Origin of the sequence: Pusillimonas caeni (assembly GCF_003545815.1) — a bacterium.
GTDB lineage: Bacteria > Pseudomonadota > Gammaproteobacteria > Burkholderiales > Burkholderiaceae_B > Pusillimonas > Pusillimonas caeni.
On record NZ_PDUW01000009.1, the window covers coordinates 108,728 to 134,635 of the forward strand.

The 25,908-nt window shown below is 64.6% G+C and carries 22 protein-coding genes; 3 read left to right on the forward strand and 19 right to left on the reverse strand.

Annotated elements, in window-relative coordinates:
• The gene (locus tag CSC67_RS17815) at positions 1–2,046 is read right to left on the reverse strand and encodes a hydantoinase/oxoprolinase family protein (RefSeq protein WP_118995801.1); all 2,046 of its coding nucleotides are present in this window, start codon (positions 2,044–2,046) and stop codon (positions 1–3) included.
• Positions 2,047–2,277: 231 nt separating this feature from the next.
• Between CSC67_RS17815 and gcvA the strand changes: the two genes are divergently transcribed.
• Positions 2,278–3,204: a transcriptional regulator GcvA gene (gene gcvA / locus CSC67_RS17820; RefSeq protein WP_118995802.1), complete on the forward strand. Its 927-nt coding sequence runs from the start codon at positions 2,278–2,280 to the stop codon at positions 3,202–3,204.
• 62 nt (positions 3,205–3,266) lie between these two features.
• Here gcvA and CSC67_RS17825 read toward each other — a convergent pair whose 3' ends face one another.
• The 10 genes from CSC67_RS17825 to CSC67_RS17870 form a co-directional block, all read right to left on the reverse strand.
• The gene (locus tag CSC67_RS17825; RefSeq protein ID WP_118995803.1) at positions 3,267–3,515 is read right to left on the reverse strand and encodes a sulfurtransferase TusA family protein; all 249 of its coding nucleotides are present in this window, start codon (positions 3,513–3,515) and stop codon (positions 3,267–3,269) included.
• Positions 3,516–3,519: 4 nt separating this feature from the next.
• A complete protein-coding gene (gene alaS, locus CSC67_RS17830; protein WP_118995804.1) occupies positions 3,520–6,144 on the reverse strand; it encodes an alanine--tRNA ligase in 2,625 nt (874 codons plus the stop codon).
• 83 nt (positions 6,145–6,227) lie between these two features.
• Complete coding sequence (gene xdhC / locus CSC67_RS17835) at positions 6,228–7,256, reverse strand: xanthine dehydrogenase accessory protein XdhC (RefSeq protein WP_118995805.1); 1,029 nt, start codon at positions 7,254–7,256, stop codon at positions 6,228–6,230.
• Complete coding sequence (xdhB, locus tag CSC67_RS17840; RefSeq protein WP_118995806.1) at positions 7,253–9,643, reverse strand: xanthine dehydrogenase molybdopterin binding subunit; 2,391 nt, start codon at positions 9,641–9,643, stop codon at positions 7,253–7,255. The genes xdhC and xdhB overlap by 4 nt, the downstream gene beginning before the upstream one ends.
• A complete protein-coding gene (gene xdhA / locus CSC67_RS17845) occupies positions 9,640–11,100 on the reverse strand; it encodes a xanthine dehydrogenase small subunit (protein ID WP_118995807.1) in 1,461 nt (486 codons plus the stop codon). Before xdhA ends, xdhB begins: the two co-directional genes overlap by 4 nt.
• A 71-nt stretch (positions 11,101–11,171) precedes the next feature.
• Positions 11,172–11,690, reverse strand: a complete 519-nt coding sequence (locus CSC67_RS17850) for an ureidoglycolate lyase (protein WP_118995808.1) — start codon at positions 11,688–11,690, stop codon at positions 11,172–11,174.
• 26 nt (positions 11,691–11,716) lie between these two features.
• Positions 11,717–12,766, reverse strand: a complete 1,050-nt coding sequence (alc, locus tag CSC67_RS17855) for an allantoicase (protein WP_118995809.1) — start codon at positions 12,764–12,766, stop codon at positions 11,717–11,719.
• A 35-nt stretch (positions 12,767–12,801) separates the two neighbouring features.
• Positions 12,802–13,329 carry a 2-oxo-4-hydroxy-4-carboxy-5-ureidoimidazoline decarboxylase gene (uraD, locus tag CSC67_RS17860; RefSeq protein WP_118995810.1) on the reverse strand — a complete coding sequence of 176 codons (528 nt, stop codon included), beginning with the start codon at positions 13,327–13,329 and terminating at the stop codon, positions 12,802–12,804.
• Positions 13,326–14,270, reverse strand: coding sequence for an allantoinase PuuE (gene puuE, locus CSC67_RS17865; protein WP_118995811.1), 945 nt, complete (start codon positions 14,268–14,270; stop codon positions 13,326–13,328). The genes uraD and puuE overlap by 4 nt, the downstream gene beginning before the upstream one ends.
• Positions 14,267–15,031 carry a GntR family transcriptional regulator gene (locus CSC67_RS17870; RefSeq protein WP_118995812.1) on the reverse strand — a complete coding sequence of 255 codons (765 nt, stop codon included), beginning with the start codon at positions 15,029–15,031 and terminating at the stop codon, positions 14,267–14,269. The genes puuE and CSC67_RS17870 overlap by 4 nt, the downstream gene beginning before the upstream one ends.
• 156 nt (positions 15,032–15,187) lie before the next feature.
• On the opposite strand from CSC67_RS17870, the gene uraH reads away from it, so the two are divergent.
• Complete coding sequence (gene uraH, locus CSC67_RS17875) at positions 15,188–15,541, forward strand: hydroxyisourate hydrolase (protein WP_118995813.1); 354 nt, start codon at positions 15,188–15,190, stop codon at positions 15,539–15,541.
• A 53-nt stretch (positions 15,542–15,594) separates the two neighbouring features.
• On the forward strand, positions 15,595–16,803 hold the full coding sequence (locus CSC67_RS17880) for a urate hydroxylase PuuD (RefSeq protein WP_118995814.1): 1,209 nt from the start codon (positions 15,595–15,597) through the stop codon (positions 16,801–16,803).
• A gap of 8 nt (positions 16,804–16,811) precedes the next feature.
• On the opposite strand, the gene CSC67_RS17885 is transcribed toward CSC67_RS17880, so the two are convergent.
• Genes CSC67_RS17885 through CSC67_RS17920 form a run of 8 tightly spaced genes read right to left on the reverse strand, consistent with a single transcriptional unit; the run spans position 16,812 to position 25,544 of the window.
• The gene (locus tag CSC67_RS17885) at positions 16,812–17,819 is read right to left on the reverse strand and encodes a type II secretion system protein (protein ID WP_118995815.1); all 1,008 of its coding nucleotides are present in this window, start codon (positions 17,817–17,819) and stop codon (positions 16,812–16,814) included.
• A gap of 11 nt (positions 17,820–17,830) precedes the next feature.
• Positions 17,831–18,400, reverse strand: a complete 570-nt coding sequence (locus CSC67_RS17890) for a type 4 pilus major pilin (RefSeq protein ID WP_118995816.1) — start codon at positions 18,398–18,400, stop codon at positions 17,831–17,833.
• 37 nt (positions 18,401–18,437) lie between these two features.
• Positions 18,438–19,562: a general secretion pathway protein gene (locus CSC67_RS17895; RefSeq protein WP_118995817.1), complete on the reverse strand. Its 1,125-nt coding sequence runs from the start codon at positions 19,560–19,562 to the stop codon at positions 18,438–18,440.
• Positions 19,559–21,322: an ATPase, T2SS/T4P/T4SS family gene (locus CSC67_RS17900; RefSeq protein ID WP_245220281.1), complete on the reverse strand. Its 1,764-nt coding sequence runs from the start codon at positions 21,320–21,322 to the stop codon at positions 19,559–19,561. Before CSC67_RS17900 ends, CSC67_RS17895 begins: the two co-directional genes overlap by 4 nt.
• A gap of 2 nt (positions 21,323–21,324) precedes the next feature.
• Positions 21,325–21,726, reverse strand: coding sequence for a hypothetical protein (locus CSC67_RS21395; protein ID WP_118995818.1), 402 nt, complete (start codon positions 21,724–21,726; stop codon positions 21,325–21,327).
• Positions 21,704–23,104 (reverse strand): type IV pilus inner membrane component PilO, encoded by a 1,401-nt coding sequence (locus CSC67_RS17910; protein WP_118995819.1) that lies wholly within the window; start codon positions 23,102–23,104, stop codon positions 21,704–21,706. Before CSC67_RS17910 ends, CSC67_RS21395 begins: the two co-directional genes overlap by 23 nt.
• 11 nt (positions 23,105–23,115) lie before the next feature.
• On the reverse strand, positions 23,116–24,705 hold the full coding sequence (locus CSC67_RS17915; protein WP_118995820.1) for a hypothetical protein: 1,590 nt from the start codon (positions 24,703–24,705) through the stop codon (positions 23,116–23,118).
• Positions 24,705–25,544 carry a TrbG/VirB9 family P-type conjugative transfer protein gene (locus CSC67_RS17920; RefSeq protein WP_135227479.1) on the reverse strand — a complete coding sequence of 280 codons (840 nt, stop codon included), beginning with the start codon at positions 25,542–25,544 and terminating at the stop codon, positions 24,705–24,707. Before CSC67_RS17920 ends, CSC67_RS17915 begins: the two co-directional genes overlap by 1 nt.
• Between the last annotated feature and the right edge of the window lie 364 nt (positions 25,545–25,908).

Here is a 25,908-nt window from a genome sequence, read left to right on the forward strand (position 1 = left end):
TTAACGCTCCCGCTTTACATGCACGTTGCCTTCACTGTCCATCTCGGCATTCCAGCCTTCTGGAAATACGAGGCTGGAACTCTTCTCTTCCATTACCGCCGGGCCGGCGACCAAGCAACCAACCGGCAATTCATCACGTCTGTACGCGGGGATCTCCACTTTCTTGTCGCCGAGCACAACCGTACGCTGACGCGACGGAATAGGCTTGCCGGGCCTGCCGCCTGGCATAGTCGGCACCCGCAACAAATTGGGGACTGTTATTTGCAAGCGCACATTCACCAGGGTGACCGGCGTACCTTCTTGAATGAAGTGCCAATGTCTGCGATGTTCGGCCTCGAACCCGCTTGCGAGCATATCGGGATGCACGTCATCTTGATTGGTGATCTCCACCGCCAATGTTTCTGCCTGGCCCGCGTATCGGCAGTCGGCGCTGTAGCGCAGCGCAACGTGTGATGCATCCAGCCCGGCTTTGGCGAGAGATGCGGTCGCCTGTTGCTCTAGATTCGCGAGAGTCTTGTGCAGTTGCGTCTCGGATAGCTCATCGAGGTTTACCGTAACCGGCGTTTGGAAGTCGTAGGCTTGGTCCGCTATCAACATTCCATAGGCGCTCAGCAAGCCAGGCAGGTTCGGTACGACAACGTGATCGATATCCAGCTCCGCGGCCAAATCGATCGCATGAACAGGCCCCGCGCCGCCAAAGCATATATATGCAAAATCGCGAGGGTCGAAACCGCGCTCGACCGTGAGCAACCTCATGGCTTGCGCCATGAGTGCATTGGCCACCGAGCGGACCACCCTGGCGGCCTCGATCACCGAAATACCAAGCGGCAGGGCCAGATGTTTTTCAACCGCGCGGTAGGCGGCGTCGGTGTCCAGCGGAAACTCCGACCCCATGAAGCTTTGCGGATCGAGATAGCCAAGAATCAGATTGCAGTCGGTAACGGTCGGACGTTGCCCCCCTCGCCCATAGCAGGCCGGCCCGGGATCCGCCGCGGCGCTTTCTGGTCCAATATGCACGCCGCCCCCCTCGTCGATCCACGCGATCGACCCGCCTCCGGCTCCGATGGACTCGATATCTATCGTCGGCGTACGAACGGTAAAAGAATTCAGCATGGTATTGGTGCGCACCTGCGGATGTGTTTCTCGAATAAGAGAAACATCGAACGAGGTGCCGCCCATGTCGCCGGTGATCGCATTAGCGATACCAAGACGTTCGCACAGCTTCGCCGCGGCGGTGACGCCGCCGGCGGGACCGGATTGCAGCAAAGTAACCGGGCGCTCGGCGACGAGCGCGGGTGCGGCTAACCCGCCATTGGATTGCATGAACAGCACTTCACCTGTCACGCCGCTTGCTTCGACTTCGCTCTTGAACGATTCGACGTAGTGCTTGCAGCGCGGCCCGATCATTGCGTTCATGACAGTCGTGCTTGTACGCTCGTACTCGTACATCTCCGGGTTGACCCGGGACGAAGCTGATACAAACAGATGGGGAGCCTTCTTGGATAGAGCCTGAACCAGCCGATCTTCGTGATCGGCATTGATATAGCCATGAATCAAGCAGACCGCTACGGCTTCTATGTCTTCGGTGGCGATGCTGTCCACGACCGCCTCGACTTCTTCGTCGGACAAAGGATGCAGCACAGACCCGTCGAAACGTATGCGCTCTGCGACTTCACGGCGCAGTCTTCGCGGAACCAAAGGAGCTGGGCTATCGAAGAAAAGGTCGTAGAGATCAGCTCGATCATGGCGCGACACGCGTCGAATTTCGAGAATATCCTTGAAGCCTTTTGTGGTTAGCAAGGCTGTGCGCGCGCCTTTCCCTTCGACGATCAGGTTTGTGGCGATCGTGGTGCCATGGCCGATGCGCCCGACACTGCTTCGCTCAGCGCCGCTGAGCTCCAGTATTCTCGCTATGCCGTTCAGAGTGCCCCGTACCGGCTCTGCCGGCGTGGTCGGGACCTTCGCCGACCATACGTCTCCGCTTTCGTCGTCGATCAAAACGACATCAGTGAACGTACCGCCAACATCAATGCCTATCCTCTTCATCCTGTTTCCTCGTTATCATTGGCTCGCCTTGACCGCCGGCTGCCGACGCCATCTTGTTCGCTCTGGCCAGAGATACTTTGCCCGCATTCAAGCCGCTTAACAAACGACATTTTTCGGCCTTGAGGCCCAGTTTTTTGCATGCTTATTGTGCGTAGATTCCACGCGCCGCCATAAAGTATGATGGGTGCGTTCGCCTCCTTGAGGCGCAATGCTACTGGCGTATGACACGCAATGACGAGAAGACTAGCCCCACTCAATGCCATGCGCGCATTCGAATCAGCAGGACGGCATCTGAGTTTTTCGCGTGCTGCAGACGAGCTTCACGTAACGCAATCGGCCATCAGCAGACAAGTGCGCCTGCTGGAGGATCAGCTTGGCGTAAGCCTGTTCGAGCGCAAACCGCGATCCATCTCCCTCACTCCCAAAGGGAAGCAATATCTGGACGACATCACCGACGCTTTTGCGCTGCTCGAGGACGCCACCAACCGCGTCAGAGAACGCCAGAACGCCGACATATTGAAGCTACAGGTGTTTTCCACTTTTGCTCTGCGCTGGCTCATACCCCGGCTGGGTAATTTTGCGGAAGAACATCCCGAGATTGAAGTGCAACTCATGACGCTGTCTCCGTCGAAGCCGGTAAATTTCGAGCATGAGTTCACCGATGCCTGCATACGGACCGGCTTTGGAGACTGGCCGGGAATGCGCTCCGACCGGCTTATAAGCAACAAGCTTATTGCGGTGTGTTCAAAAGACGTTGCAAAGACGCTGTCGTCGCCGGATGATCTGGCTAAAGTAACGCTCTTGCATTCTTATGCGCGCCCCGACGATTGGCGAAAGTGGCTTTCCCCGCTGGGCGCGAGCTCCGTGGATCCGTCGCGTGGTCTGAAGTTCGAGAATTCAAGCCTGGCGTATCAGGCGGCCATAGAAGGAATCGGCGTGGCGATTGCGCAGGCGGGCCTGGTTCAGAAGGAACTTCAAAACGGGGATCTCGTTATCCCGTTTCCTTACGTCATGCCGGCGGAAAAGACCTATTTTCTTATTTCGCCCAACCGTCAAGAGCCGCAGCGAATCGCCGTGTTCAGAGAATGGATTCTAAGAAAATGCCGCGAGGAAGACGACTCATTGGCGGAACTGGATCTAATTCCCCTAGGCCCGTAATAAAAGTAAAAGGCGGCGCCGGCGATACGGCGCCCTCTCGTGACCGGCGTCCGATCGGTCCCTTAGCGGCGCGACATGAAATGCGTGACGGTGCCCTCGCCGTGGATCTGCGCCAGCAGGCCGTTGCCGGTCTGCTTGGAGAACGCCTGGAAGTCGCGCACGGCGTGGGGGTCGGTGGTGATCACCTTCAGCACCTGGCCGCTTTGCAATTGCGTCAGGGCCTTTTTGGCGCGCAGAATGGGCAGCGGGCATTTCAGGCCCGTTGCATCCACTTCCAGGTCGAATTCAGGCCGTTCGGTCGTATCGGACATATCGCTAACCCTGAAGGCGCGCAAGCACCCAGTCGTGGACCTGCGCTATGGCGCCCGGCAGTGCCTGGGCATCCGAACCGCCGCCCATGGCCATGTCGGGGCGGCCGCCGCCCTTGCCTCCCACCTGGCCGGCCACCATGCCGACCAGATCGCCGGCCTTGACCTTGCCGGTGAGGTCGGACGTGACGCCTGCCACCAGGCTGATCTTGCCCTCGGCCTCGGTGGCCAGCAGCACCACCGCCGATTTGAGCTTGGCCTTGAGCTGGTCGGCCATGCCGCGCAAGGCTTTGGGGTCGGCGCCGGCGATGTTGGCCACCAGAAGACGGGCGTCTCCGGCCAGGGTAATTGCCTGGCCCGCCAGGTCGTTGCCGGCGGAGGTGGCCAATTTACTCTTGGCCTGCTCCAGGTCGCGCTCCAGCGCCTTGAGCTGGCCTTGCAATTGCAGGATGCGGTCGCCCAGATCGGCGGGCTGCGCCTTGAGCAGGGCTGCCGCCTGCTGCAGCACTGCCTGGGTATCCTGCACCCAGTGCAGGGCGTTGTCGCCGGTGACGGCCTCGATGCGGCGCACGCCGGCGGCCACGCCGCCTTCGGAGACGATCTTGAACAGGCCGATGTCGCCGGTGCGCGCCACGTGGGTGCCGCCACAGAGCTCGCGCGAAAAACCGATATCGAGCACGCGCACGACGTCGCCGTACTTTTCGCCGAACAGCGCCACCGCGCCGCCGCCCACGGCCTCGTCGTACGACATATGGGCCGCCTGGACTTCGCGGTTCTGCAGGACTTCGTCGTTGACGATCTGCTCGACCTGCCTGATTTGCGCGACGGTGAGGGGCGCGTCATGGGCAAAGTCGAAACGGGTTTTTTCGGCGTCGACCAGCGAACCGCGCTGCTGCACATGCTCGCCCAGCACCTGGCGCAGCGCCTTGTGCATGAGGTGGGTGGCCGAATGGTTGCGCACCGTGCGGGCGCGGCGCCCGGCATCGACCGAGGCCTGCACCGCCTGGCCCACGGCCAGTGTGCCGGCCTGCAGCGTGCCGTGATGGCCAAAGACGTTGCTTTGGATTTTTTGTGTATCGGACACTTCGAAGCATGCCTCGCCGGCCTGCAGCACGCCGGCGTCGCCCACCTGGCCGCCCGACTCGGCATAGAAGGGCGTGGCGTCCAGCACCACCACGGCCTGGGCGCCCGCCTCGATGCGATCGACCGACACGCCGTCTACGTACAGGGCTGTGACCGTGCCCTGGCCCTGCATGCGCTCGTAGCCTTCGAAGCGGGTTTCGACGCCCTGGTAGCTGAGCCCTTCGGCCGCCTTGAACTTGCCGGCCGCGCGCGCCTGGTCGCGCTGGCGCGCCATGGCCGCTTCGAAACCGTCGAGGTCGACCTCGACGCCACGCTCGCGGCAGATGTCGGCGGTCAGGTCCACCGGAAAGCCGTAGGTGTCGTACAACGTGAACAGCGTCTGGCCGTCCAGGCGTCCGCCATTGCCCAGTCCGCCCAGCGCGGACTCGAGTATCTTCATGCCGTTTTCCAGCGTTTCGCTGAAGCGCTCTTCTTCCTGGCGCAGCACCTGCTCGACCCGCGCCTGGTTGGCCGCTAGCTCGGGGTAGGCGTCGCCCATCTGCGCCACCAGGTCGCCCACCAGGCGATGGAAGAACGGCTTGGGCTGGCCCAGCTTGTGGCCGTGTCGCAGGGCCCGGCGCACAATGCGCCGCAGCACGTAGCCGCGGCCCTCGTTGCTGGGAATGACGCCGTCCACCACCAGGAAGCTGCAGGCGCGGATGTGATCGGCGATGACCTTGAGAGAATTGTCGGCCAGATCGGTGGCGTCCGTTTCGCGGGCCGCCGCGGCGATCAATGCCTGGAAGAGATCGATCTCGTAGTTAGAATGCACATGCTGCAGCACGGCGGCGATGCGCTCCAGGCCCATGCCGGTGTCGACGCAGGGCTTGGGCAGGGGCAGCATATTGCCCGCCGCATCACGCTCGAACTGCATGAACACCAGATTCCAGATCTCGATGTAGCGGTCGCCGTCTTCTTCGGGCGAGCCCGGCGGGCCGCCCCAGACATCGGGACCATGATCGTAAAAAATTTCGGAACACGGCCCGCAAGGGCCGGTGTCGGCCATCTGCCAGAAGTTGTCGGAAGCGTATCGCGCGCCCTTGTTGTCGCCGATGCGGATGATGCGGTCGGCGGGCACCTTGATCTCGTTGAGCCAGATGTCATGGGCCTCGTCGTCTTCGTGATAGACGGTGACCCACAGCTTTTCGGCGGGCAGGCCATAGACCCCGGTGAGAAGCTCCCAGGCATAGGCGATGGCGTCGCGCTTGCAGTAGTCGCCGAAGCTGAAGTTGCCCAGCATCTCGAAGAAGGTATGGTGCCTTGCGGTATAGCCCACGTTCTCGAGATCGTTGTGCTTGCCTCCGGCGCGCACGCAGCGCTGCGAACTGACGGCGCGCTGATAGGGGCGCGTCTCCTTGCCCGTGAAAACGTCCTTGAACTGGACCATGCCCGCATTGGTGAACAGCAAGGTGGGGTCGTTGGCCGGGATCAGCGGCGACGACGGCACGACGGCATGGCCCTTCGATTCGAAAAACGAGAGGAACTTTTGACGGATTTCGGTGGTTTTCATCAGGGAAAAACGCGCGCAATTAAAGGTAGGTAACCAATCATTATAGAGGGTGTTGCGCGCAAAACACCAAGCGGCGTCCCCCGTCAGGCGCCCGCCGCTTCCGCCGGCTTGGAGGCGTGCTCGAGCAGGTCCGCGATCTGGGCCGCCACCGACACCGCGATCACGCCCGGCAGCTTGCTGGAGGTTTCAACGATGCCTATGGGGCATATCATGCGATCCACCAGCTCGGAAGGAAACTTGCGCAGCAGCCGCGCACGGAATTTGGCCCGCTTGGTGTCCGAGCCGATCAGGCCGAGATAGCGGAATGACTTGTACCGCAACACGCGCTCGATGATTTCCAGATCGAGCGCGTGGCTGTGCGTCAGCACCAGCCAGTAGGCATCGTCCGGCAGGTCCTGGACGTCGTCGGCGTCGCCGTTCAGGCAGCGGACATTGTCGGGCAGGTGGGCGGGCCACTCGTCCTCGCGCGGATCGAGCCAGACAACGTTGAGGGGCAGCTCGGCCAGAACGCGCACGATGGCCTTGCCCACATGCCCCGCCCCGCACACCACGACCAGGGGCGCCGAGGCGGGCGTGAAGTCGATCAGCAGGCCTTCATCTTCATGCCACCGGGCATCCGGCTGGTCGATGTCGGAGCCTTCCACTGCTTCGACGTGCACGTTGCAAGCATGGGCCTCGCCGTCACGGGCCGGGCGAATGCGCCGAGTGCGCCGGGCGGCCGCGCCGCCCGCAAGCACTTCGTGAAGCGCATCGCACCAGGCGAGGTCTTGCGTTTCCAGGCGCTCGAAAGCCAGCCAGACGGCGCCGCCGCAGCATTGGCCCAGGCTCGGGCCAAGGGAATAGTGGCGCAGTTGCGCGGGCGGCTCGCCCGCATCGGCCAGCATGGCACGCGCGACCTCGATTGCCAGCAGCTCGAGATGGCCGCCGCCGATGGTGGCATGCGCCCCTTCGGCGTCGACCCACATGCGGGTGCCGGCATCGCGGGGGGTGGACCCCAAAGCCCGTGCGACGGTGATCAGCACCAGCGGCTCGCCCCGCAAAAGGCGGGAGCAGGCCGCCTCCAGCCATCGACTATGGATGGACGCTACCGGCGACCGGAGCGCGGTGTTCATTGCACTGTTCCGCCACTCGGCCCGGCCGAAAGCTCCATGGGCTCGGCGGCCATGTCGGCCTCGGTCCGCGACCCCGCGGCGAGGGAGAAGCGGCCGGGCGCGACCGCGTCCAGCGTCTGCAGAATGCGCTCGGCGGTGGCCGGCGCGTCAAGCGGGATGTCGGCGCGGAGCTCGGCCACCGAGGCGATGGCGTCCCGTATGGCCAGGAAGACCGAGATGGCCAGAGGCAAGGGCGGCTCGCCCATGGCCTTGGACTGATAGATATTGTTCTCGGTATTGCCGTTGTCGAAGAACTCGACCTTGAAATGGTCGGGGCAGTCGGAGACCGAGGGTATCTTGTATGTGGAAGGTGCATGCGTTTTCAGCGCGCCCTGCTCGTCCCACCACAGCTCTTCGGAAGTGAGCCAGCCTGCGCCCTGTATGAAGCCCCCTTCTATCTGGCCCAGGTCGACGGCCGGATTGATGGGCCGCCCCGCATCGTAGAGGATGTCGGTGCGCAGCAGGCGGTTCTCGCCGGTCAGGGTGTCGATGACGACTTCGGAACAGGCGGCCGCGTAGACGAAATAGTAAAAGGGCCGCCCCGTCAGCGTCTTCATGTCGTAGTGGATCTTGGGCGTCTTGTAGAAGCCCGACGACCAGAGCGGGACGCGCGCCATATAGGCCTTCTGCACGAGCTCTCGAAACGGTATGACGCGGTTGCCGCAATGAACCTGGCCGGCTTGAAACCGGATGTGCTGTTCGTCGCAGCCGTACTGGTCGGCGGCGAAGGCGGCCAGGGCCGCCTTGATCTTGCGGCAGGCGTCCTGAGCGGCCTTGCCGTTCAGATCCGTGCCCGTCGATGCCGCCGTGGCCGAGGTATTGGCCACCTTCGAGGTATCGGTGCCCGAGGCCCGCACCTGGTCGATGTCGACGCCGAATTCTTCCGCGACGATCTGCGCCACCTTGGTATTGAGCCCCTGGCCCATTTCGGTGCCGCCGTGATTGACCAGGATGGAGCCGTCGGTATAGACATGGACGAGGGCGCCCGCCTGGTTCAGATGGGTGGCGGTGAACGAGATGCCGAATTTGACCGGAACCAGCGACAGGCCTTTTTTAAGCACCTTGCTGTCGGCATTGAAGCGCCGGATCTCGTCCCGGCGGCGCCGGTAGTCGCACGATGTCTCGAGTTGATCGACCAACTGCTGGATGACGTTGTCCTCCAGCACCGTGTCGTAGGGAGTGACATTGCGCTCGTCGACACCGTAGAAATTGCGCTTGCGCACGTCGAGCGGGTCCAGGCCCAGGCGCCGGGCAATGTCATCCAGCGCGTATTCGATGCACAGTATGCCCTGCGGCCCGCCGAAGCCCCTGAATGCAGTATTGGACTGGGTGTTGGTCTTGACGCGCAAAGAGAGAATATCGAAGGCGGGCAGATAGTAGGCGTTGTCGGTGTGGAAGACCTGGCGGTCGGCGACCGCGCCCGACAGATCGGCCGAATAACCGCAGCGCAGCCGCTGCTCGAACGACACCGCGCCGATCACGCCTTGGGCGTCGTACGAAACGTCGTAGCTGGCCGAGAAGTCGTGCCGCTTGCCCGTGATCATGAAGTCGTCGTCGCGATCGGGGCGCAGCTTGACGGGCCGGCCCGTGCGCCACGCCAGCAGGGCCGCCGCGGTGGCGAAGGGCCAGGACTGGCTTTCTTTGCCGCCGAAGCCGCCTCCCATGCGGCGGCACTGCACCCTGACAGTGTGCAGGGGCCGGCCCAGCATGTGGGCGATCATGCCCTGCATCTCGGTGGGATGCTGGGTAGAGCTGTAGACCAGCATCTCGTCGTTTTCGCCCGGCTGGGCATAGGCGACCTGGCCTTCGAGATAGAACTGTTCCTGCCCGCCGCAGTACAGGCGCCCCTGGTGGCGATGCCGCGCCTTGCCCAGTTCGGCCTGCACGTCGCCGCGCGAGATGCGCACCGGCGGCAGCACGTAGGACTCGCGCTCGGCGCCCGCGTCGGCCGAAAGCACCGGATCGAGATCCCGGTATTGCACCTCGGCCAGCTGGGCGGCGCGCCGCGCCGCGTCGTGCGAGGTGGCGGCCACCGCGAACAGCGGCTGCCCGACGTACTGGACACGGCCGTCGGCGAAGACCGGCTCGTCATGGACGTAGGCGCCGACGTATTTTTCGCCGGGCACGTCGTCCAGGCAGACGACCTCGACCACGCCGGGCGCCGCCCTCACCTTGGACAGGTCCATGGAAACAATGGCGGCGTGCGCGCGCCGGGACAGCCCCAGCGCGGCGTGCAGCGTGCCGTGCTGCTCGGGCAGGTCGTCGGTGTACAGCGCCTCGCCCGTGACGTGCAGCCGCGCGCTTTCATGCGCCAGCGGCTGCCCTACGGTGTGATGGATCTTGCTCATGACACCCCCTTCATCTGGATGCGCGCATCGGCCTGGCCGGTGCTTTCGAGATAGAAGCGATACAGCAGGTTGCGGGCGGACTTGCGGCGATAGTCGTCGGAAGCCCGCATGTCGCTCAAGGGCTGGTAGTCGCGGTCGAGCGCCTGCATGGCATCCGCCACGCTTGCCTCGGTCCACTCACGGCCCAACAAGGCTTTTTCGGCATGGCGCGCCCGCTTGGACGTCGCCGCCATGCCGCCGTGCGCGATGCGAATCGATGCCACCCTGTTCTGTTCGATGATGAGCGCATAAGCGCTGCACACGGCCGAAATGTCCTGGTCGAAGCGTTTGGAGAGCTTGTAGGTCGCCACCTGGCATCGCGGGCTGCGCAAGGGCACGATGACGGCCTCGACGAATTCGCCCGGCTCGCGAGCCTGCTTGCGGTAGTCCAGGTACAAGTCCTCGAGCGGCAGTTCGCGGCGGCGACCGCCTTTGCGCAGCACGACGGACGAGCCGATGGCGATGAGGAAAGGCGCACTGTCGCCTATGGGCGAACCGTTGGCCACATTGCCCACCAGCGTGCCCGAGTTGCGTATGGGCATGGAGGCAAAGCGTTTCCAGAGCTCGTGCGCCTCGGGATACTCGGCGACCAGGGCTTCGTACCCGTCGTTCAGGGACGCCGCCGCGCCTATGCGCAAGGCGCCGTCACGCTTTTCGATGCGGTCCAGCTCGGCGATGTCGCCGAGATAGATGACGGCGGGCAGAGTCTTGAGCTGCTTGGTGACCCACAGCCCGACGTCCGTGCCTCCCGCCAGCAGCACGGCGTCGGGATGCCGCTCATAAAGCGCGGCCAGTTCATCGGCCGTGGTGGGCGCAAAGTACGTCTGGCCGGCCGCTTCGAGCGCCGGCATGCCCGCGTCCGCATCGCGCAGCGCCTGCAGCTGCCTGCGCACCTCGTCGTGATCCAGCTTGGCCGCCGGATAAGCGTCCATGCCGCAGGCCGCATCGATGATGGGACGGTAGCCGGTGCAACGGCAGAGGTTGCCGGACAAATGGTCGAGCGCTTCGTGGCGTGCGGGACGGGTGTGTCCATTCTGGTACATGGTGTACATGGACATGACGAAGCCCGGCGTGCAAAAGCCGCACTGGGAGCCGTGATGGTCGACCATGGCCTGCTGGGCCGGATGCAGTGCACCGCCGTCTTCCAGCGACTCGACCGTCCAGACCGCCTTGCCGTCCAGCGTGGGCAGAAAGCGGATACAGGCATTGATCGCCTGGAAGACCAGGCGGCCGTCGGCCGCGAGGCTGGCCTGGGTGACGGTGCATGCGCCGCAGTCGCCTTCGCCGCAGCCCTCTTTGGTTCCCGTCAGCCGGCGCTCTTCGCGCAGGTACTGCAGCACGGTCTGTGTGGGCGATTGCGGCGTGAGTTCGTGAAGCACGCCGTTCAGATAAAAGCGGATGACGTGTCGAACGTTCATATGGTCTCCACGGCAGGCGATGGCGTGTCCTCGCCCGCTCTTGTATTGTAGTGTCGTGCCCCTAAAGGACACTATATACCTTCGTCGCGAAAGCTGCCGTCGATCGTACGCACTTCATGCAGCACGTACTCGTCGCAATTGGGTGCGGTGCCGATGCGGTCGATGACGATGAAATCGCCCTGGCGGCCCAGCGACATCAGGGGATGGTGCCAGGTTCCCTGGCGGTAATTCACGCCTTGTTCGGGCGCCACGTAAAAGGCGCGGATGGTGGCTTCGTCGGGCCGGTCGCCCGCGCCGTCGGGCGCCACCACGGCGATGAACGGCGTCCCGTTGCAGGGTATCCAGGCCTGGCTTCCCAGGGTGTGGCGCTCGAGCATGGCAATGCGCAATGGAAAATGGAACGCGTCGCCGCGCGCCATGCTGATGCCGGCGTGGCCGTCCTCGCCCTCGACCTGGACACGCGCCAGATCGTGGTAGCGGCGCGTCGTCCCCCCGTTGATGGGAAACCATGGCCGCTCGCCCGTTTCGATCACGTCGCCGAAGGGGGCAAAGGCATCCTTATCCAACCATTCGAGCTTGAGTATGGCCATGATCTCTCCGTACGCGGGTTCGGCCCCTAGCGGGCCAGGCGTCCCCATATCCTCAGCCGGCTGACGCCGCCATCGGGAAACATGTTGAGCCGGACGTGGGTGACCGGGCCCAGCGGCCGGATCTGCTCGCCCGAATAAAAATGCTGCTTGTCCATCTCGGTTTTCTGTTCGCCCAGAAGCTCGGGCCAGAACATGGCCTGCGTGGTGATGGACTGGTCCGTACCCTGATCGACCCGCGCCGCCTGTATGGAAACGCGGTCGGGATAGTTGCCCTTGAAATGCGCTGTATCGACTTCTATCTTTTCGACCAGCGCGGCATGGCCGAGTTCGACGATGCACCAGTCGTAGCCCGGATCGCGGCGGCGCCGGGTTTCCCAGCCGTCGCCCATGTTCACGCCGCGGCCGGGCATGATGAGGCGGAAAGGCACGCCGAAGTGGGCATCGTTGTAGCTGACGATGCGGCCACCGGCCGCCAGGGCCGATACCTCGTGCAGCGCCTCGGGGTCTTTCGCGGCCCAATCGCACAGGGGCTGGCCGTAGGCCCTGAAGCGGGCGACGCCGCCGTCGGGATAGATACTAAGGCGCAGGTGCGTCCAGGGACGCTCGTCGCTGACCGGCAGAAAATGATGCGAACCGCCCGACAGGGGCGTGGCGGGGATGATGTCCGTCCAGGACGCGTCTTCCCCGGGGTCCGCCTCGCCGGCGCAATAGCAGCCCTGGACCGACGCAGCCGGCGGATAGTTGCCGGTGAAGTGGCTGGTATCGATATCCAGCCCTTTGATGACGCCCGGCAGGCCCAGCCGCACGACCGCGTGGTCGTGGCCTCCGTGGCGCCGGCGCTGGGTTTCCCAGCCGTCCACCCACTTGCCGTGGTCGTCGAACTTGCCCACGATGAATACCGACTCGGAAGATTGCAGCATGCGGTCGGCCTCGCCGAAGAAATCATCGGAACACGCTACGACGCGCGCGCCGAAATCGGCCGAGGCCAGGTTGGCATGGCGAACGGCAAAGGCCGGCAGTTCGGCGACGGGTGCTGCGTTGATTACAGTGCCTGCGGGCAAATTGGGGGCGGCCATGAAACATCACTCCAGAAAGAGAAGAATCGGCAAGCTCAAACGCTGGGCTTGCGAACCAGGTCATCGAGGCGGAATCGCCCGATCTTGTAGATCTGCTCCAGGCATTCGGCGGTTTCTTCAGGCGGCGACAACGCCAGGCGCCGCCTGAATTCGCGGATGACGCTTTGCCGGTCATGGCCGCGCACCGCCAGAATGAAGGGAAAACCGAATTTTTCGCGGTAGGCCTGGTTCAGCGCAGTGAGCGTGCTGTACTCCTCCGGAGTGCAACGATCCAGGCCGGCCCCTTGCTGTTCAGACGTGGACTCAGGCGTGAGTTCGCCGCGTACCGCCGCTTTTCCGGCCAGCTCGGGGTGGGCGCGAATAAGAGCCCTCTGCGCCTCGGGCCCGGCGGCGGCGATGCGCTCGACCATGGCCTGGTGCAAACTGTCGATGTCCCGGAAAGGACGCGCGGAAGCCACCTGTTCGGCTACCCAGGGAGAATGCTCGAAGATGCCGCCCAGCAGGTTCACGAACTGCCCGGAAGGCAGCGCATTGAGCTCGGCAAGCGTGATAGTGGTGCTCATGCGCCCTCCTTCGCGGCCTGCTCATGGTAGGGATGGCGCTGGCTCCAGTGACGCGCAATGTCGACCCGGCGGCATATCCAGACGCGCTCGTGCTGCTGGACATGGTCCAGGAAGCGCTGCAAGCCCGCGAAACGCCCCGGCCGGCCCACCAGCCGGCAATGCAGGCCGATCGACATCATCTTGGGCGTGTGCTGGCCTTCGGCGTACAGCACGTCGAAGGCGTCCTTCAGATAAGCGTAGAAATGATCGCCGGTGTTGAAGCCCTGCGCCGTGGCAAAGCGCATGTCGTTGCAATCGAGGGTATAGGGCACGATCAAGTGCGGCTTGACCGAACCGTCGGACAGCCTCACCCGGCGCCAGAACGGCAGGTCGTCGCCATAGTAGTCGGAATCATAGAGAAAGCCGCCGTGCTCGACCACCAGGCGACGGGTGTTGGGGCTGTCCCGCCCGGTGTACCAGCCGGAGGGCGCGCTGCCGGTGATCGCCTGGATGGCCTGGACGCATTGGCGCATGTGCGCCTGCTCGATCTCGGGGGGCACGTTCTGATAGTGGATCCAGCGATAGCCGTGGGCGGCGATTTCGTGCCCCAGTTCGAGCAGCGCCCGGGCAACCTCGGGATTGCGCTCCAGCGCCATGCCGATGCCGAAGACGGTCAGCGGCAAACCGCGGCGCTCGAACTCCTTCAAAATGCGCCACACGCCTGCACGCGAACCATATTCGTAGATGGACTCCATGGACAGGTGCCGGTCGGGATAGGCCGCCGCGCCGATGATTTCGGACAGAAACTGCTCCGAGGCTTCATCGCCGTGCAGCACGCAGCTTTCGCCGCCCTCTTCGTAATTGAGGACGAACTGCACCGCCACCCTGGCCTCGCCGGGCCAGTCGGCCAAGGGAGGATTGCGTCCGTAGCCGACCAGGTCGCGGGGATAGGCTTCGCTCATGAGTGCTCCTCGGGCTTGACGCTGAAGGCCGCCCAGGGGTCGAACCGTCCCGAGGAGGACTCCAGCATGCGCTCTTCACAATCGCGCAAATGATGTGACATCGCTTCGCGGGCGCCCGCGCGGTCGGCGGCGGCCAGCCGGTCGAGGATCTGCTCGTGCTCTATGTACGAGCAGGTGCTGGCGCCGGGAGTGTCCCGATAGGCGATGATGAGAGTGGTGCGGGAACAAAGGCTGTGCATCAGCTCGGTCAGCGCCTCGTTGCCCGCCAACTGTGCCAGCTTCACGTGAAAGGCGTTGGACAGCCTCAGCCAGCTGATGCGGTCGCCGCATTCGAAAGCACGGCGCTCTTGTCCCACCATGTCGCGCAGGGGTTGCAGGCGCTCGGCCAGGTCGGGCAAGGCGACGAGCTTGTCGATCAGCAGACACTCCATGTCGCGCCTGAGCTCGAAAACGTCGCGCATTTCGGCCTGGCTGGGCCGCCACACGAAGGCGCCTCGATTGGGCCTGAGCACCACGATCTTGTCGTGCGCCAACTGGGCCAGCGCCGCCCTGACCGTTGCGCGCGAGCACCGGAAGACCTCGCACAGCACCGCCTCGGTCAGCTTGGCGCCGGGCAACAGGCGGCGGTCCATCACCGCATCGAAAATATCTGCATAAACACGGTCGACCTCGCCACCGCCAAGCCCCCCTTCCAACAACGAAGAAGCTTTGGGCGCCGCGATGTCGCTACCGCGCGTGGCACGCTGGTCAAGGCGAAGCATGTTCACTCCGTGGATGGGGATATGGCAAATCGCTATTGACAATTATTGGCACGTAAAACAGAATCGTCAACATAAATTGTTGACAATCCGGGTTTCCACCGGATTTCCCCGCTTACGACAACAACCTGGCAGTTCAAGCAGGCAACCGGAGACACCATGGGAAAACTTTCCACGCATGTGCTCGACACCATGCACGGCACGCCGGCAAACGGCGTGGCCGTCGAGCTCTATGCCGTCCAGGGAACAGGCCGGAAACGCCTTGTGCAGACGGTCACCAACGCCGACGGGCGCTGCGATGCGCCCTTGCTGCAGGGCGACAGCCTGCAAATCGGCCGCTATGAACTCGTATTCCACGTGAGCGAGTACTTTGCCGGCAAAGGCGCCACCCTGCCCGATCCGCCGTTCCTGGACCAGGTCACCATCAATTTCGGCGTCGCCGATCCGCAGCAGAATTATCACGTGCCGCTCGTCGTCACACCGTGGTCCTACTCCACCTATCGCGGCAGTTGATATCAGGCGCGCCGCCGGGGTCGGCGGCCTGCCATGCAAAGGGATGAACACCCATGGATGCTTACCTGTTGGAATTCGGCAATGTGCTTCTGCGCTGGCTGCACGTGGTGGCCGCCATCGCCTGGATAGGCGAGTCGATCTACTTCGTCATGCTCGACAACAGCCTGCGCCCGCCGCAATCGGCCGAAAGTAGAAAACGCGGCGTATTCGGCGAAATGTGGGCCGTGCACGGCGGCGGCTTCTATCACAACCAAAAGTACCTGACCAATCCCGCCGAACTGCCCGACGACCTGCACTGGTCTTTCTGGAAGGCGTACACCACCTGGCTGTCGGGTTTCGCCCTGTTCGCCGCCATGTACCTGGTCAAGCCCGGCTTCTACCTGGTCAATCCCGGCAGCAGCTGGGAGTGGGCCGCCTCGATGTCGGGCTGGCAGGCCAGCGCTCTGGCCATCGCCTTTCTGCTGCTGGGCTGGGTGGTCTACGACCAGTTGTGCCGCCGCATAAGTCCCAACATGGAGCGCGACGGCGTACTCAGCATCGCGGTGGCGGTCATGATGGTGGTAGTGGCTTACCTGACCTGCATGATTTTCCCGGGCCGGGCGGCGTTTCTCATCACGGGGGCCATCATGGCCACCTGCATGAGCGCGAACGTGTTCTTCTGGATCATTCCCGGCCAGCATCGCATGGTCGACGCCCTGAAGGCGGGGCGCGAGCCCAATCCGCTGGACGGCAAACGGGGCAAGCAGCGCTCGGTGCACAACACCTACTTCACCCTGCCCGTGGTGCTGCTGATGCTCAGCAACCACTATTCATTCACCTACAGCGGGCCCTACGCCTGGATCATTCTCAGCCTGTTCATCTTTTCCGGGGCCTCCATACGCCAGTATTTCGTGCTGCGCCACAGCGGGCAGAACAAGCTGGTCTATCCCATCGTGGGTGTCGCCTTGCTGGTCGTCATCGGCTATCTCGCCGCGCCCCGGCCCGCCGCGCCCGCAGCCCGGGGAGAACAAAGCGAAGCGGTCACCACCGCCCAGGTCATGCAGATCGTGCATGCGCGCTGCGTGCAATGCCATGCCGTCCACCCGACCCAGCCCGGCTTCCCCGCGGCCCCGGCCGGCATGGCGCTCGAATCCGAGCAAGACCTGCTCGCCCATCCCGACCTCGTCAAGCAGGTGGTGGCCAATAATTACATGCCGCTGGGCAATCTCACCCAGATGACGCAGGCCGAACGCGACGCGATCGCCGCATGGCAGGTGCCGTGAGGTGGTTCTCAACCCACGCAGATATAGCCTCGGGTGCGCCCCTCGGAGGGCACTGCCGACATGCTGTCGGCAACGCGCACGGGTAGATGCGCCGCGGGGCAGGAACAGCCTCCCGTTACGGGATTGGCCCCCGCCGCGACACAGCCCGTCAGGCTGTTTATGGAATAGCCTCCCCCGCCGCTGCCGCCCGCCGAGCGCCACTGCCCCTCGCGGCACACCAGCAAGCCTCCGTAGCGCTCCTGGACGATGGCCCCTTCGATCTCGCACACCGTTTGCGCCCGAGCCTGGCCGCCGATGCGAAGATGATCGTGAACGAGCAGCGCGGCGCCGGTGCTGAGATCGCCCGCTATGCTTGCCGAACCCCGGAAACGGGGATCGCGCCGGTCTTCCACCCTGAGGTAGTCGAGGGCGCCCAACTGCTCGGCGGTTACCGCCATCGCCACGGTGCCGCCCGGCAGCGGGGCCATGCCCGCCACCGGCGGATTGGGAAATGAGAACGCGGCCCCGCTTATCTGCTGCATTCGGTCGGGCATGACCGCACCGCCCCAGCCCATGGCGGCGCCCAGCCAATGGGCCACCATGGAAGGGTCGGGGCCGTTCGAGGCGGCGCGTCCCAAAGGCCCGTCACTATGGACCAGCGCCTCGATCCGGCACGAGGACGAGGGGCAGTCCGCGCCGCGAATCAGCAGCACCCGGCCGCCCAGGCCGCGAGCGCCCTGAGCAGGAAAGCCAGGCGACAGCAGCCCGGCCGTCTTCAACTCGGCCAGGGTGGGGGCGAAGGCATCGGCAAATCCATCGAGCCGAGCCGCTTCACCCTCTTCGGCCAGCATCGCCGCATGGCGTTCGACATATCGCTGCGCCGCTTGCCGCAACGATGTCATCCACGCGGCGTGCCCTTCGGCCATCGCATCCCGGGCGCGTTGCGCCAATCGATCGGCGGCGAAGACGGCCGCGAGGGTGGCGATCAGCACCACGACGGCCAGCTCGAGAAGGGCGAAACCTCGTTGCGGAACCATGGCGCCTCGAATCAGCTGACGGTGAAAAGAAAATCGTTGGCGTCGCCCCGCGCGCATCGGGTTTCGACCGCTAGCGCGCTGTATGGGGTCGAGGCGTCTTTTACGATGGACGCCCCACCGCCGTCGGGCGTCAGCGTGATGATGTCCGACACTCGCTGCATGATGGACGCCAGCGAGGGGCATGCGGCATGATGGACGCGCGACAGCCCGATGGAGAACGCTGCACCCGAGGCCGCGGGCTGCACAGTGACCTCGCCTTCGGACCCCAGGCCATGCAGCACCCGCATGGCGGCATCCGCACCGATGACCGAGAAAACGCTTGAATCGCGCGCCAGGGTGGCAAAATGCGCCGTCTCGATGGCGGCGTAGGGCAAGGACGTGCCATTGGGCGCATTGACCTTGGTTTGCAGGATGAAGCGCGCCAGTTCTTCGCCCGCCTTGGGCACCTTGTTTTCGACCACATAGCTGCCTATGGCTGGAATACCGATGATGGCCAGCAGCAGCACGATGGCCGTAACGATGGAAACCTCGACCAGGGAAAAGCCGCGCTGGCGATCGGCATTGCGAAATGCATGGTTCATGGAAAGCTCCTTGGGGCGGTGATAAAGCGGGCCGGATTCATTGGCTCGCATAGAAAATCATGAGAGAGCGGCGCAACTCGTCGATGACGGCGTAGTGCCACAGGCCCAGCGCCAGCATGCCCGCCACGCAACAGGCCAGCAGCGACCACCGCAGCACCTGGGCTTGCCGCGCCACTTGCGCCAACACCCGGCCCCCCAGGCGATCGCGCACCAGCACCAAGGCGTTCACCAGGCCCCGCGCCTCGGCCATGTCCTGCAAATACCAATACAGTTCGCGATCGAGCAAACCGGTGTCGAAGGTGTCGGCGCCCACGAGGCCGTGATCGATGCGGCTCAGCATGTCGTCCAGATGCCCGCGCATCCAGGGCGAAGCACCGGCGCACAGCATGGCCAAGGCGGTGCGCAACTGGGTTGCGCCTTGCCGCCGCAGCACCACGGTGAGCACCGACATGAAACGCAAGGCGCTGAGACAGCGATGGATCTTCCATATGGAAACCTGATCGAGCAGGCTTCGCACGGCGCCCGTCAGATTGGGAATGGACCAGCACAGCGCGGCGCCGCCCACGAGCAATGCGGTGAAAACCGGAACCCATGCCGCCTGCACCAGGGCGGCGAAAGCAAGCAGGGCCCGCGTCCAGGTTCCGAAATATTCGGGCGGCAGCGCGCCGAACAGTTGCGCCAGGCGAGGCACGGTGAATTGCGGCACGGCCAGCACGGTGGCCGTCAGAACGCAAAGGGACAGGACACCCGACCACACGGTGACCCATACGATATGCCTGGAACGCATGGACAGTCGCAATGCATGGGCGAGGTCGCCCAGCGTACGCACCAGGGTCTCGTTGCCCGCGAGTTGCGCGACGCGGATGATGGCGAGCTCGCTGGCCGGAAAGCAGCCGATCCAGGTCGCATAAAGGTCTCCTCCCGCCGCGGGATAGTTGCGGCTCCAGGCGCTGGACAGCCGGCCTCGCACGGTTCCCGCGTAGCGGCGGGCATCTCGATCGAAGATGTCGCGCAAGGTATGCCGGCCCTTGGCGCCCTCCATGAGGGCGGATAGAAACTCGTAGTAGTCGGCCCGCGCGGGCATGAAGAGCCGCCTGTCCAGCCTGGAGACCAGGAAGGCGAACAAAGCGCCGACGGCGTCTGCGGGAGCCAGGCTTCTCATGCCCGCATCCTCGTCACGGCGCCGGGATTCAAGCGCTGGATGCGCGCCTGGACCGATAGCGGCATGAAGCTGCGCTCGACTTCTCGCACGTCAATGTGTCCCGACAGGGCTTTGTACATCGCGCAATGCAAGATGGCGGCAAACGCTTCGGGCCGGTGCATGCCCGGAAAGGCCGCCTGCGGCTTGCCGAGATAGGCCAGGCTTTCACCTCGGCGTATGCAGCGCAGCAACTCGTGGTCCAGCGCCGGCTCGATATATTCGGCCACCACGGTGCGCCCGCGATGGCCGGCGAGATGCGGAGCGCCCGGCTGCCGGCATGCGGGGCATCCGACCGGATTGCGCAGGCGCAAGCGTGCGGGGTCGGCATCATAGAGGCGTCGCAGGACCTCGAACCATGATTGCCAGGACGGGACTCCTTCAGGCGGTGCCTGGAGGGCGGCCGCGTCGGCCAGGCCCAGGCAGCACTCGGAACACAGCAGAGGCAGAAGCGCCTGATGCACGAGCAGCTTGAGGACGCCGGGCGTAGCCAGGAAGTCGCGCGGCACTCCGATGAAGTCGGAAGCCAGCCGGTCGCCCACCAGCGCGGCCGACGCAGCGTGAGTCGTCGTGTATACGTTGACCCCCGAGCCGACGAGATCCAGGAATGCGCGTCCCGACTCCAGATCGCGCACTTCGCCCAGCAATACGTCGTTCATGGCGGAGCGCTTGAGCGTGCGCAGTTTTGAGCCGTAGTCGTCGTGGGCGGTTTCATGCAGCTCGCGCGCCACGCTGTTCTGCACGGCGTTGGGTATGAGATATTCGACGGGGTCCTCCAGAGTGATGACCTTGCGGTCGGAAGGCACCCGCGCGATCAATGCCGCGAGACTGGTCGACTTGCCCGAACCCACCGCTCCCGAGAATACGATGGCCCCGCCCTGCGTGGCCATGGCGGATTCAATCGCGGCGCACTGATGCGGCAGATAGCCGAGCGCGGCCAGCGAGGGCGCTTCGGCCAGCGCGTCGCGATGGAGCAGGCGCAGGCATACGCTGGGCCCCCGCTCGGCAGCCAGCGACGCCCAGCGCAGCAACACCCTGCGGCCGTCCACCCTCTTGACCAGGCTGCCCTGCTGTTCGGCGGAGGGGTCGAATACCGCGCCATTGCCGCCCCGCACGTCCATCCAGACGACGGCCAGCATGTCCATGAGCGTGCGGGTCGGTATGCGCTGGAATCGCTCGGGCGAGACATAGCGTCCCGACAGCGTGAAACGGACTTCGGATTCGGGTTCGCGCAAATGGATGTTGATGTGCAGATCGCTGGCCTCGTGGCGCACGCCCCATTCGAGCATGTCCTGGAAGGCATCGGACAAGGCCGTTCCCGCGTGGCGGTCCGGAAGATTGCGCCGCGCCGCCGTGCCGGGCGTCACTTGGCCCCGCGCGATGGCGAGCAGCAGCGGAGCCGGCAGAACATAGCGCTGTTGCGCGGCCAGGCGATAGCCGCGACGCAGCACGTGGCGCGCAAGCGCATCGGCCTGGTCGCCGCCGACATGCTCGGCCAAAGCCAGAATCGCCACCGTGCCGTCTTCGAGCAGTATCGGACACAACCTTGCCGCAAGCGACTCGACGTCGAGTTCGCGGCTGAGTGAACGCATGAAGGCGGGACGCATGTCCAGTATGTCGTCCAGACCCTCGAACACGGGCGCGTCGGCGCTGTCGAAACGAGGCGGGGCGATCGAGGGTTCGGCAAGGCGCGGGCGCACCAGCCTGGGCCAGGCGGTCCGCATGCTCAGTTTCCGTCCACGCCGGCGGGCGCGGCGCACAAGGACTCGCGGCGCCCCTGCATCGCCACCTCGACGCAGCGGTCGGAAATAGCCAGCAAACGCATGGCGTGCGCCCTGCCCAGCCCGACCGCTTCGGGCCGGCCCCGCATGAACAGCAGTGTCTGGCCATCGACCCGGACCTCGGCCATGAGCTTGCGCCCCACCCCGTAGATGGCGACCAGACGCGCCGCCGGAGCTTGCCCGCCTGACGACGAGGACATGCGAAGCGGCGAGGTGTCCGATGCGGACCCGGCCGTGGCCGCGCGCATGCGCTGCAGAGCCTGGGCCGTCTCCAGGCGCATCAGTTCGCGCACCGAGATCTGGTCGGAGGCAAGTTCATCGGTTTCAGAGGCGGCCGGCGTTTCCATCCAGCAGGCCATGACTGCGGACAGCCCCGCTTTCAGCAGCCATGCTGCGGCTTTCAGGCCGTTGATCGGCCTCGGGATTCTCAGCGGTGTCCGTTTCGTGGCGTTCATAAAGGTCTCCGTGGAACATGACACGCAATCGGCTTGAGACGAGCGTGGGACGCGCGGCTTCGCCCAAGGTCAATGTGATGGATCGCCAGGCGATGGAGCGTGTATGAGGCAGCAGAAGGCTGATCGAGCGCAGCGGTCCCTCGAATTCGACTTTTTTTCTGGCATAGGCGCGCAGGCCCGCAGGGCGTGGCAAAGGACGCCCGTCGGCATCCAAGGGCGGCCGAATCTCGACCCGGCGAGGCGGGCCCAGCGCCATCCTGCTGAAGGAGGGACGAATACCTTGCCAGGCGCTTTGCACATGGCGGCGGTGATGCGCGGCATCGTCGATGTCTTGCGGCCCCGCGGGGGGTATGTCGGTATGGAAGGACCACGACGCGGTCGCCCTGTCGATCGACGGAAAGTCCAGCCGCCAGCCTGGCGGCGCGGAAGCCAACATCCCGTCGTTGTCGGCATCGAGCCGCTTGCGATCGTAGTCGGCGCCGCAACGCCATGCCCGGCCGTCGGCGCTGCAACTGACTCGCCCAAGCGCCCAGCCGGCAATGACGGCGGGCGTATCGTAAAGATGACGTAGCGCCGCATGCGTGGCTGCCACGCCATGAACGACCATGTCCCGCTCGGCCAGAGAGATCGCGTCCTCCCATTGCGCCCGGATCTTCGTGGCGTCCACGACTGCCGGGCCGGATCGCGCCGCCGCCAAGCCAGTCCGCTTCTCGAGCAAGATCCACGCAAACAGCGCGGCGGCCAGAAGGAATACGCCCAGCAGCCATTGGCGCCGGCGCCGGCCGGTGTCGCGCAGCGCCGTGCCGGAATCCGAAGCGCCTGCGACCGCTTCCAAAGTGGGACCGTTCGACTCGGGCAGAAGGACCAGGCGGGGATTGGCCGCCTGCAGAGCGTGCAGGGCCCGCATGGCCTGCTCCGGCGAGCGATAGACGACGTCGGTTCGCGCCATCACCGCGCCTTCGTGCACGGCCACCAGCCAGTGGCCCTCGGGAAGCAGGGGCAGAATGGCCGCCACGCTGCCCGACGGATAAAGCCGCGCCATGTTCTGGGCGGCCGAATGCATGGTGCGCGACCCATGCCGCAACGCCTTTCGGGACAGTCCATAACCGAAAGACGCCGGCGCCTCGCCGTCGAGCACCACATGGGTGGCTTTGTGCCGGCGCGCAATGCGCCGGGCCGCGCTCGAGGCGCGGCCGCTGATCAGAGGCAGCCATTCGAGACCGAAAGCAAGATGGACCGAAAGAACGGGGCGGACCAGAATCTCGTGCATGCCGGGCCCCGTCAATAGCCTTCTTCGAGTTGGGCGGTGACGACCATGATGGTGGTCAGATGCTGGCTCGAAGCCCGGTCGCTGCCGCCCAGAAGCATGGGAAAGCCCGGATTGAGTCGGCGCGCCTCGGTTTCTTCCTGACGCCGCTCGAAGCCTGAGATGACCAGCGGCTGTCCGGGCCAGAGCGCCACCTGCTGCACAGTGCCGTTGCCGTCGATGGTGATCTGCTGCAATTGCAGCGGATGGTTTCTGTCGCCAAAGGTGATCGACTTGAGAGGCTGGGCCACCGTATTGTCATAGGCGACCGAAAGCAGGATCTGGCCGTCTTCCTGAGCGTCGGGCACCAGCGTCAGCAGCGAGCCCACGGTCTCCTCGCGCTGGCTGACCGACACCGTGGGCAGCGCTGCGCCGGCGCCATCGGGCAGCGCGGTCGTCTGGACCTGGTCGATGTACGAGAAAGTGGTGCGCACTGCATGCGACACCGGCCGGCGGTTCAGGGTCAGTACCGGCACGCTGCTGCGCCGGACGATCTTTCCCGCCTGGCCAAGGGCCTGGACAATGACCTCGGAGCCGCTGAAGGAAGCTTGCTTCAGTCCCAGCCCGACTCCGCCCGCCTGCTCGAGATTGGCCCCGGGCATGAAGGCGGCGGCGGCGATTCGAGCGCTTGAAAATATCAGGTTCCAGTCCAGGCCCGCTTCGGCGGACTCTTGGGCGGCCAGAGTGATTTCGTCGACGATGAGCCTTACGCGCCGTGTGAGCGAGCGGTTTTCGTGCTCGAGGTATTTCGCAATGCGCTGCAGGACTTCGGGTGTATCGGTAACCACGACCGTCGAGCTGGCGCCGGGTTCGGCCACCACCACGCCCGCCTGCGAAAGAAAAGGTTCGATCCGCTGACGCACCACTTCCATCAAGGACGCCTTGCCCCCGGTCAAACGTGTCTTGGAGGCGCTGGAGAAGCCCTGTGCCGTGGTGTCGGTTCCCGATCCCAGGGCTGCTTCGGCATCGGCGTTCAGGGTAAGGGCCCGGACGTTGAACATGCGGGTTTCAGTGCGATAGAACTCGATGCGCTGGCCGGCGTAACGCCACTGCACGCCCAGCGCGGCGGCAATGCGGTCGAGCAGGCTGCTGAGCGGGCCGGGTTCGCCCGCCAGATGCATGGTTGCCGGCGCGGCGCCGGCCGGCGAAAGGCTCGAGCCGCCCGCCAGGCGCGGCGCAAAGCGCTCTTGCGGCAAAAGCGCGTCCGGCCTCACGTGGACGGGAATGCCGGTTGCCAGCGTGATGCGCTGGGCAATGGCGGGCAAGTCCAGCGCGGCGCCCGGAAACACCAGTGTGGTGCGCACATCGGCACGAAGTGCCGGCGGCAGCGTGACGTCGCGCGCAAGAGGCTGGGCGCGGCCGGCCACCCAGGGCCGGTCGACATGCTGGGCGGCGCGCCTCATCTCGGCATTGCCCACCATGTCAGCGAAAACGCGGCGCTTGTCGGCCACCTGGGCATGCGCGGCCTCTGCGGACAGCGCGATTTCTCGCAATTTCTGTTCGAGCGCGCAGCCCGGCATCGCCATCATCACGCACAGCGCGGCCATGGAACGCAAGGGACTCATCAGGCGCGCTCCGGGGCCGCGGTCCGGTCGCAGCTTTGCGCATAGGGCACCACGCGCAAGACTCTGTTGGCATAGAAGCAGGGCTGTAGCGGCCTGTCGGACAGCTCGGTGGATGCTAGCAATTGCTGCACGGCCTGGTCGAATTCCAGGTCGAAAGCAGCGGAGCCGACGATGGGAACATCGACGTCGACAGCCCAGTGTTCGGCTTCGAAGGTCCACCCCGAAGAAGCGGCCCAGCGCCCCAAAGCGAGGCGCAGATTGCCGTCCTGCGGCGACACCTGGAACACCGGCGCCGCAAAGAATGGCTCCGGCGCGTCTGTACCCGCCGCAGGCGGCATGGACACCGGCAGCGGTATTGCAAGCCGGGGTTCATCGGCGGCAACGCCCGCCGGCGCGGACACTTCCGCAGGGTCCGCTCGCATCGCCCCCATGCCGGGACCTTGGTCGGGTTCCCGGGCCGCGATGCGTTCCACACGGCTTTCGAGCAAACCGGCTTTCAGCACCAGAAGCGGCCAGACACCGTCAAGCACAACGTAAGGACCTTGGCGACGATAGTCCAGCAGTTCGTCACCCTGCCCGCCGCGGGCGAAAATGGCCGGCAGCGCTTGATCCGGCATGAACTGCAACCAAGTGCTACGTCCATCGTCGAACACTTGAAGCGGCCCGGCACGCCGGTCGCCGGATAGACGCCAGGAGAAGTCGTAGGCGCCCACGGCGACAGGCTTGGCGCCACCATGCAGCGGGCCGAACAAAGACCAGTCGGGCAGGTTTGCGCAACCAGAGGCCAGCACCGTGCAAGCCACCGCCGCCCATGTCCACCTGGAAGAATGCCTCATCATCGCGCCACCCGTTTTTTCCTTGTCGTGGCACACATGGTGTCCGGGCTTCGGCCCGCGCGCCAGACCGAGTTATACGCATGGAACGATTCGTCCCAGATAAGGCCGTTCTTCTTTCAAAAAAGAAAGCGGTGGCGATTCAGGGTTCTAGGCGAACTTCTTCACACATTACTTCATGTTCATGTCGATTTCTCGCGCTCGTTCAGATGAAGCGCCACTTGCGTCCGCGTCCGGGCACGCAATGAATTCATAGGAAGTAAGACGAAACATTCAATTTGTCACAGTACACAATGATCGACTCTGCTACTCTGGGTCCGGCGGAGCAGGCGCCCGCACCCGATCAGGTTGCCGCGCTTCGCAAGCCTCG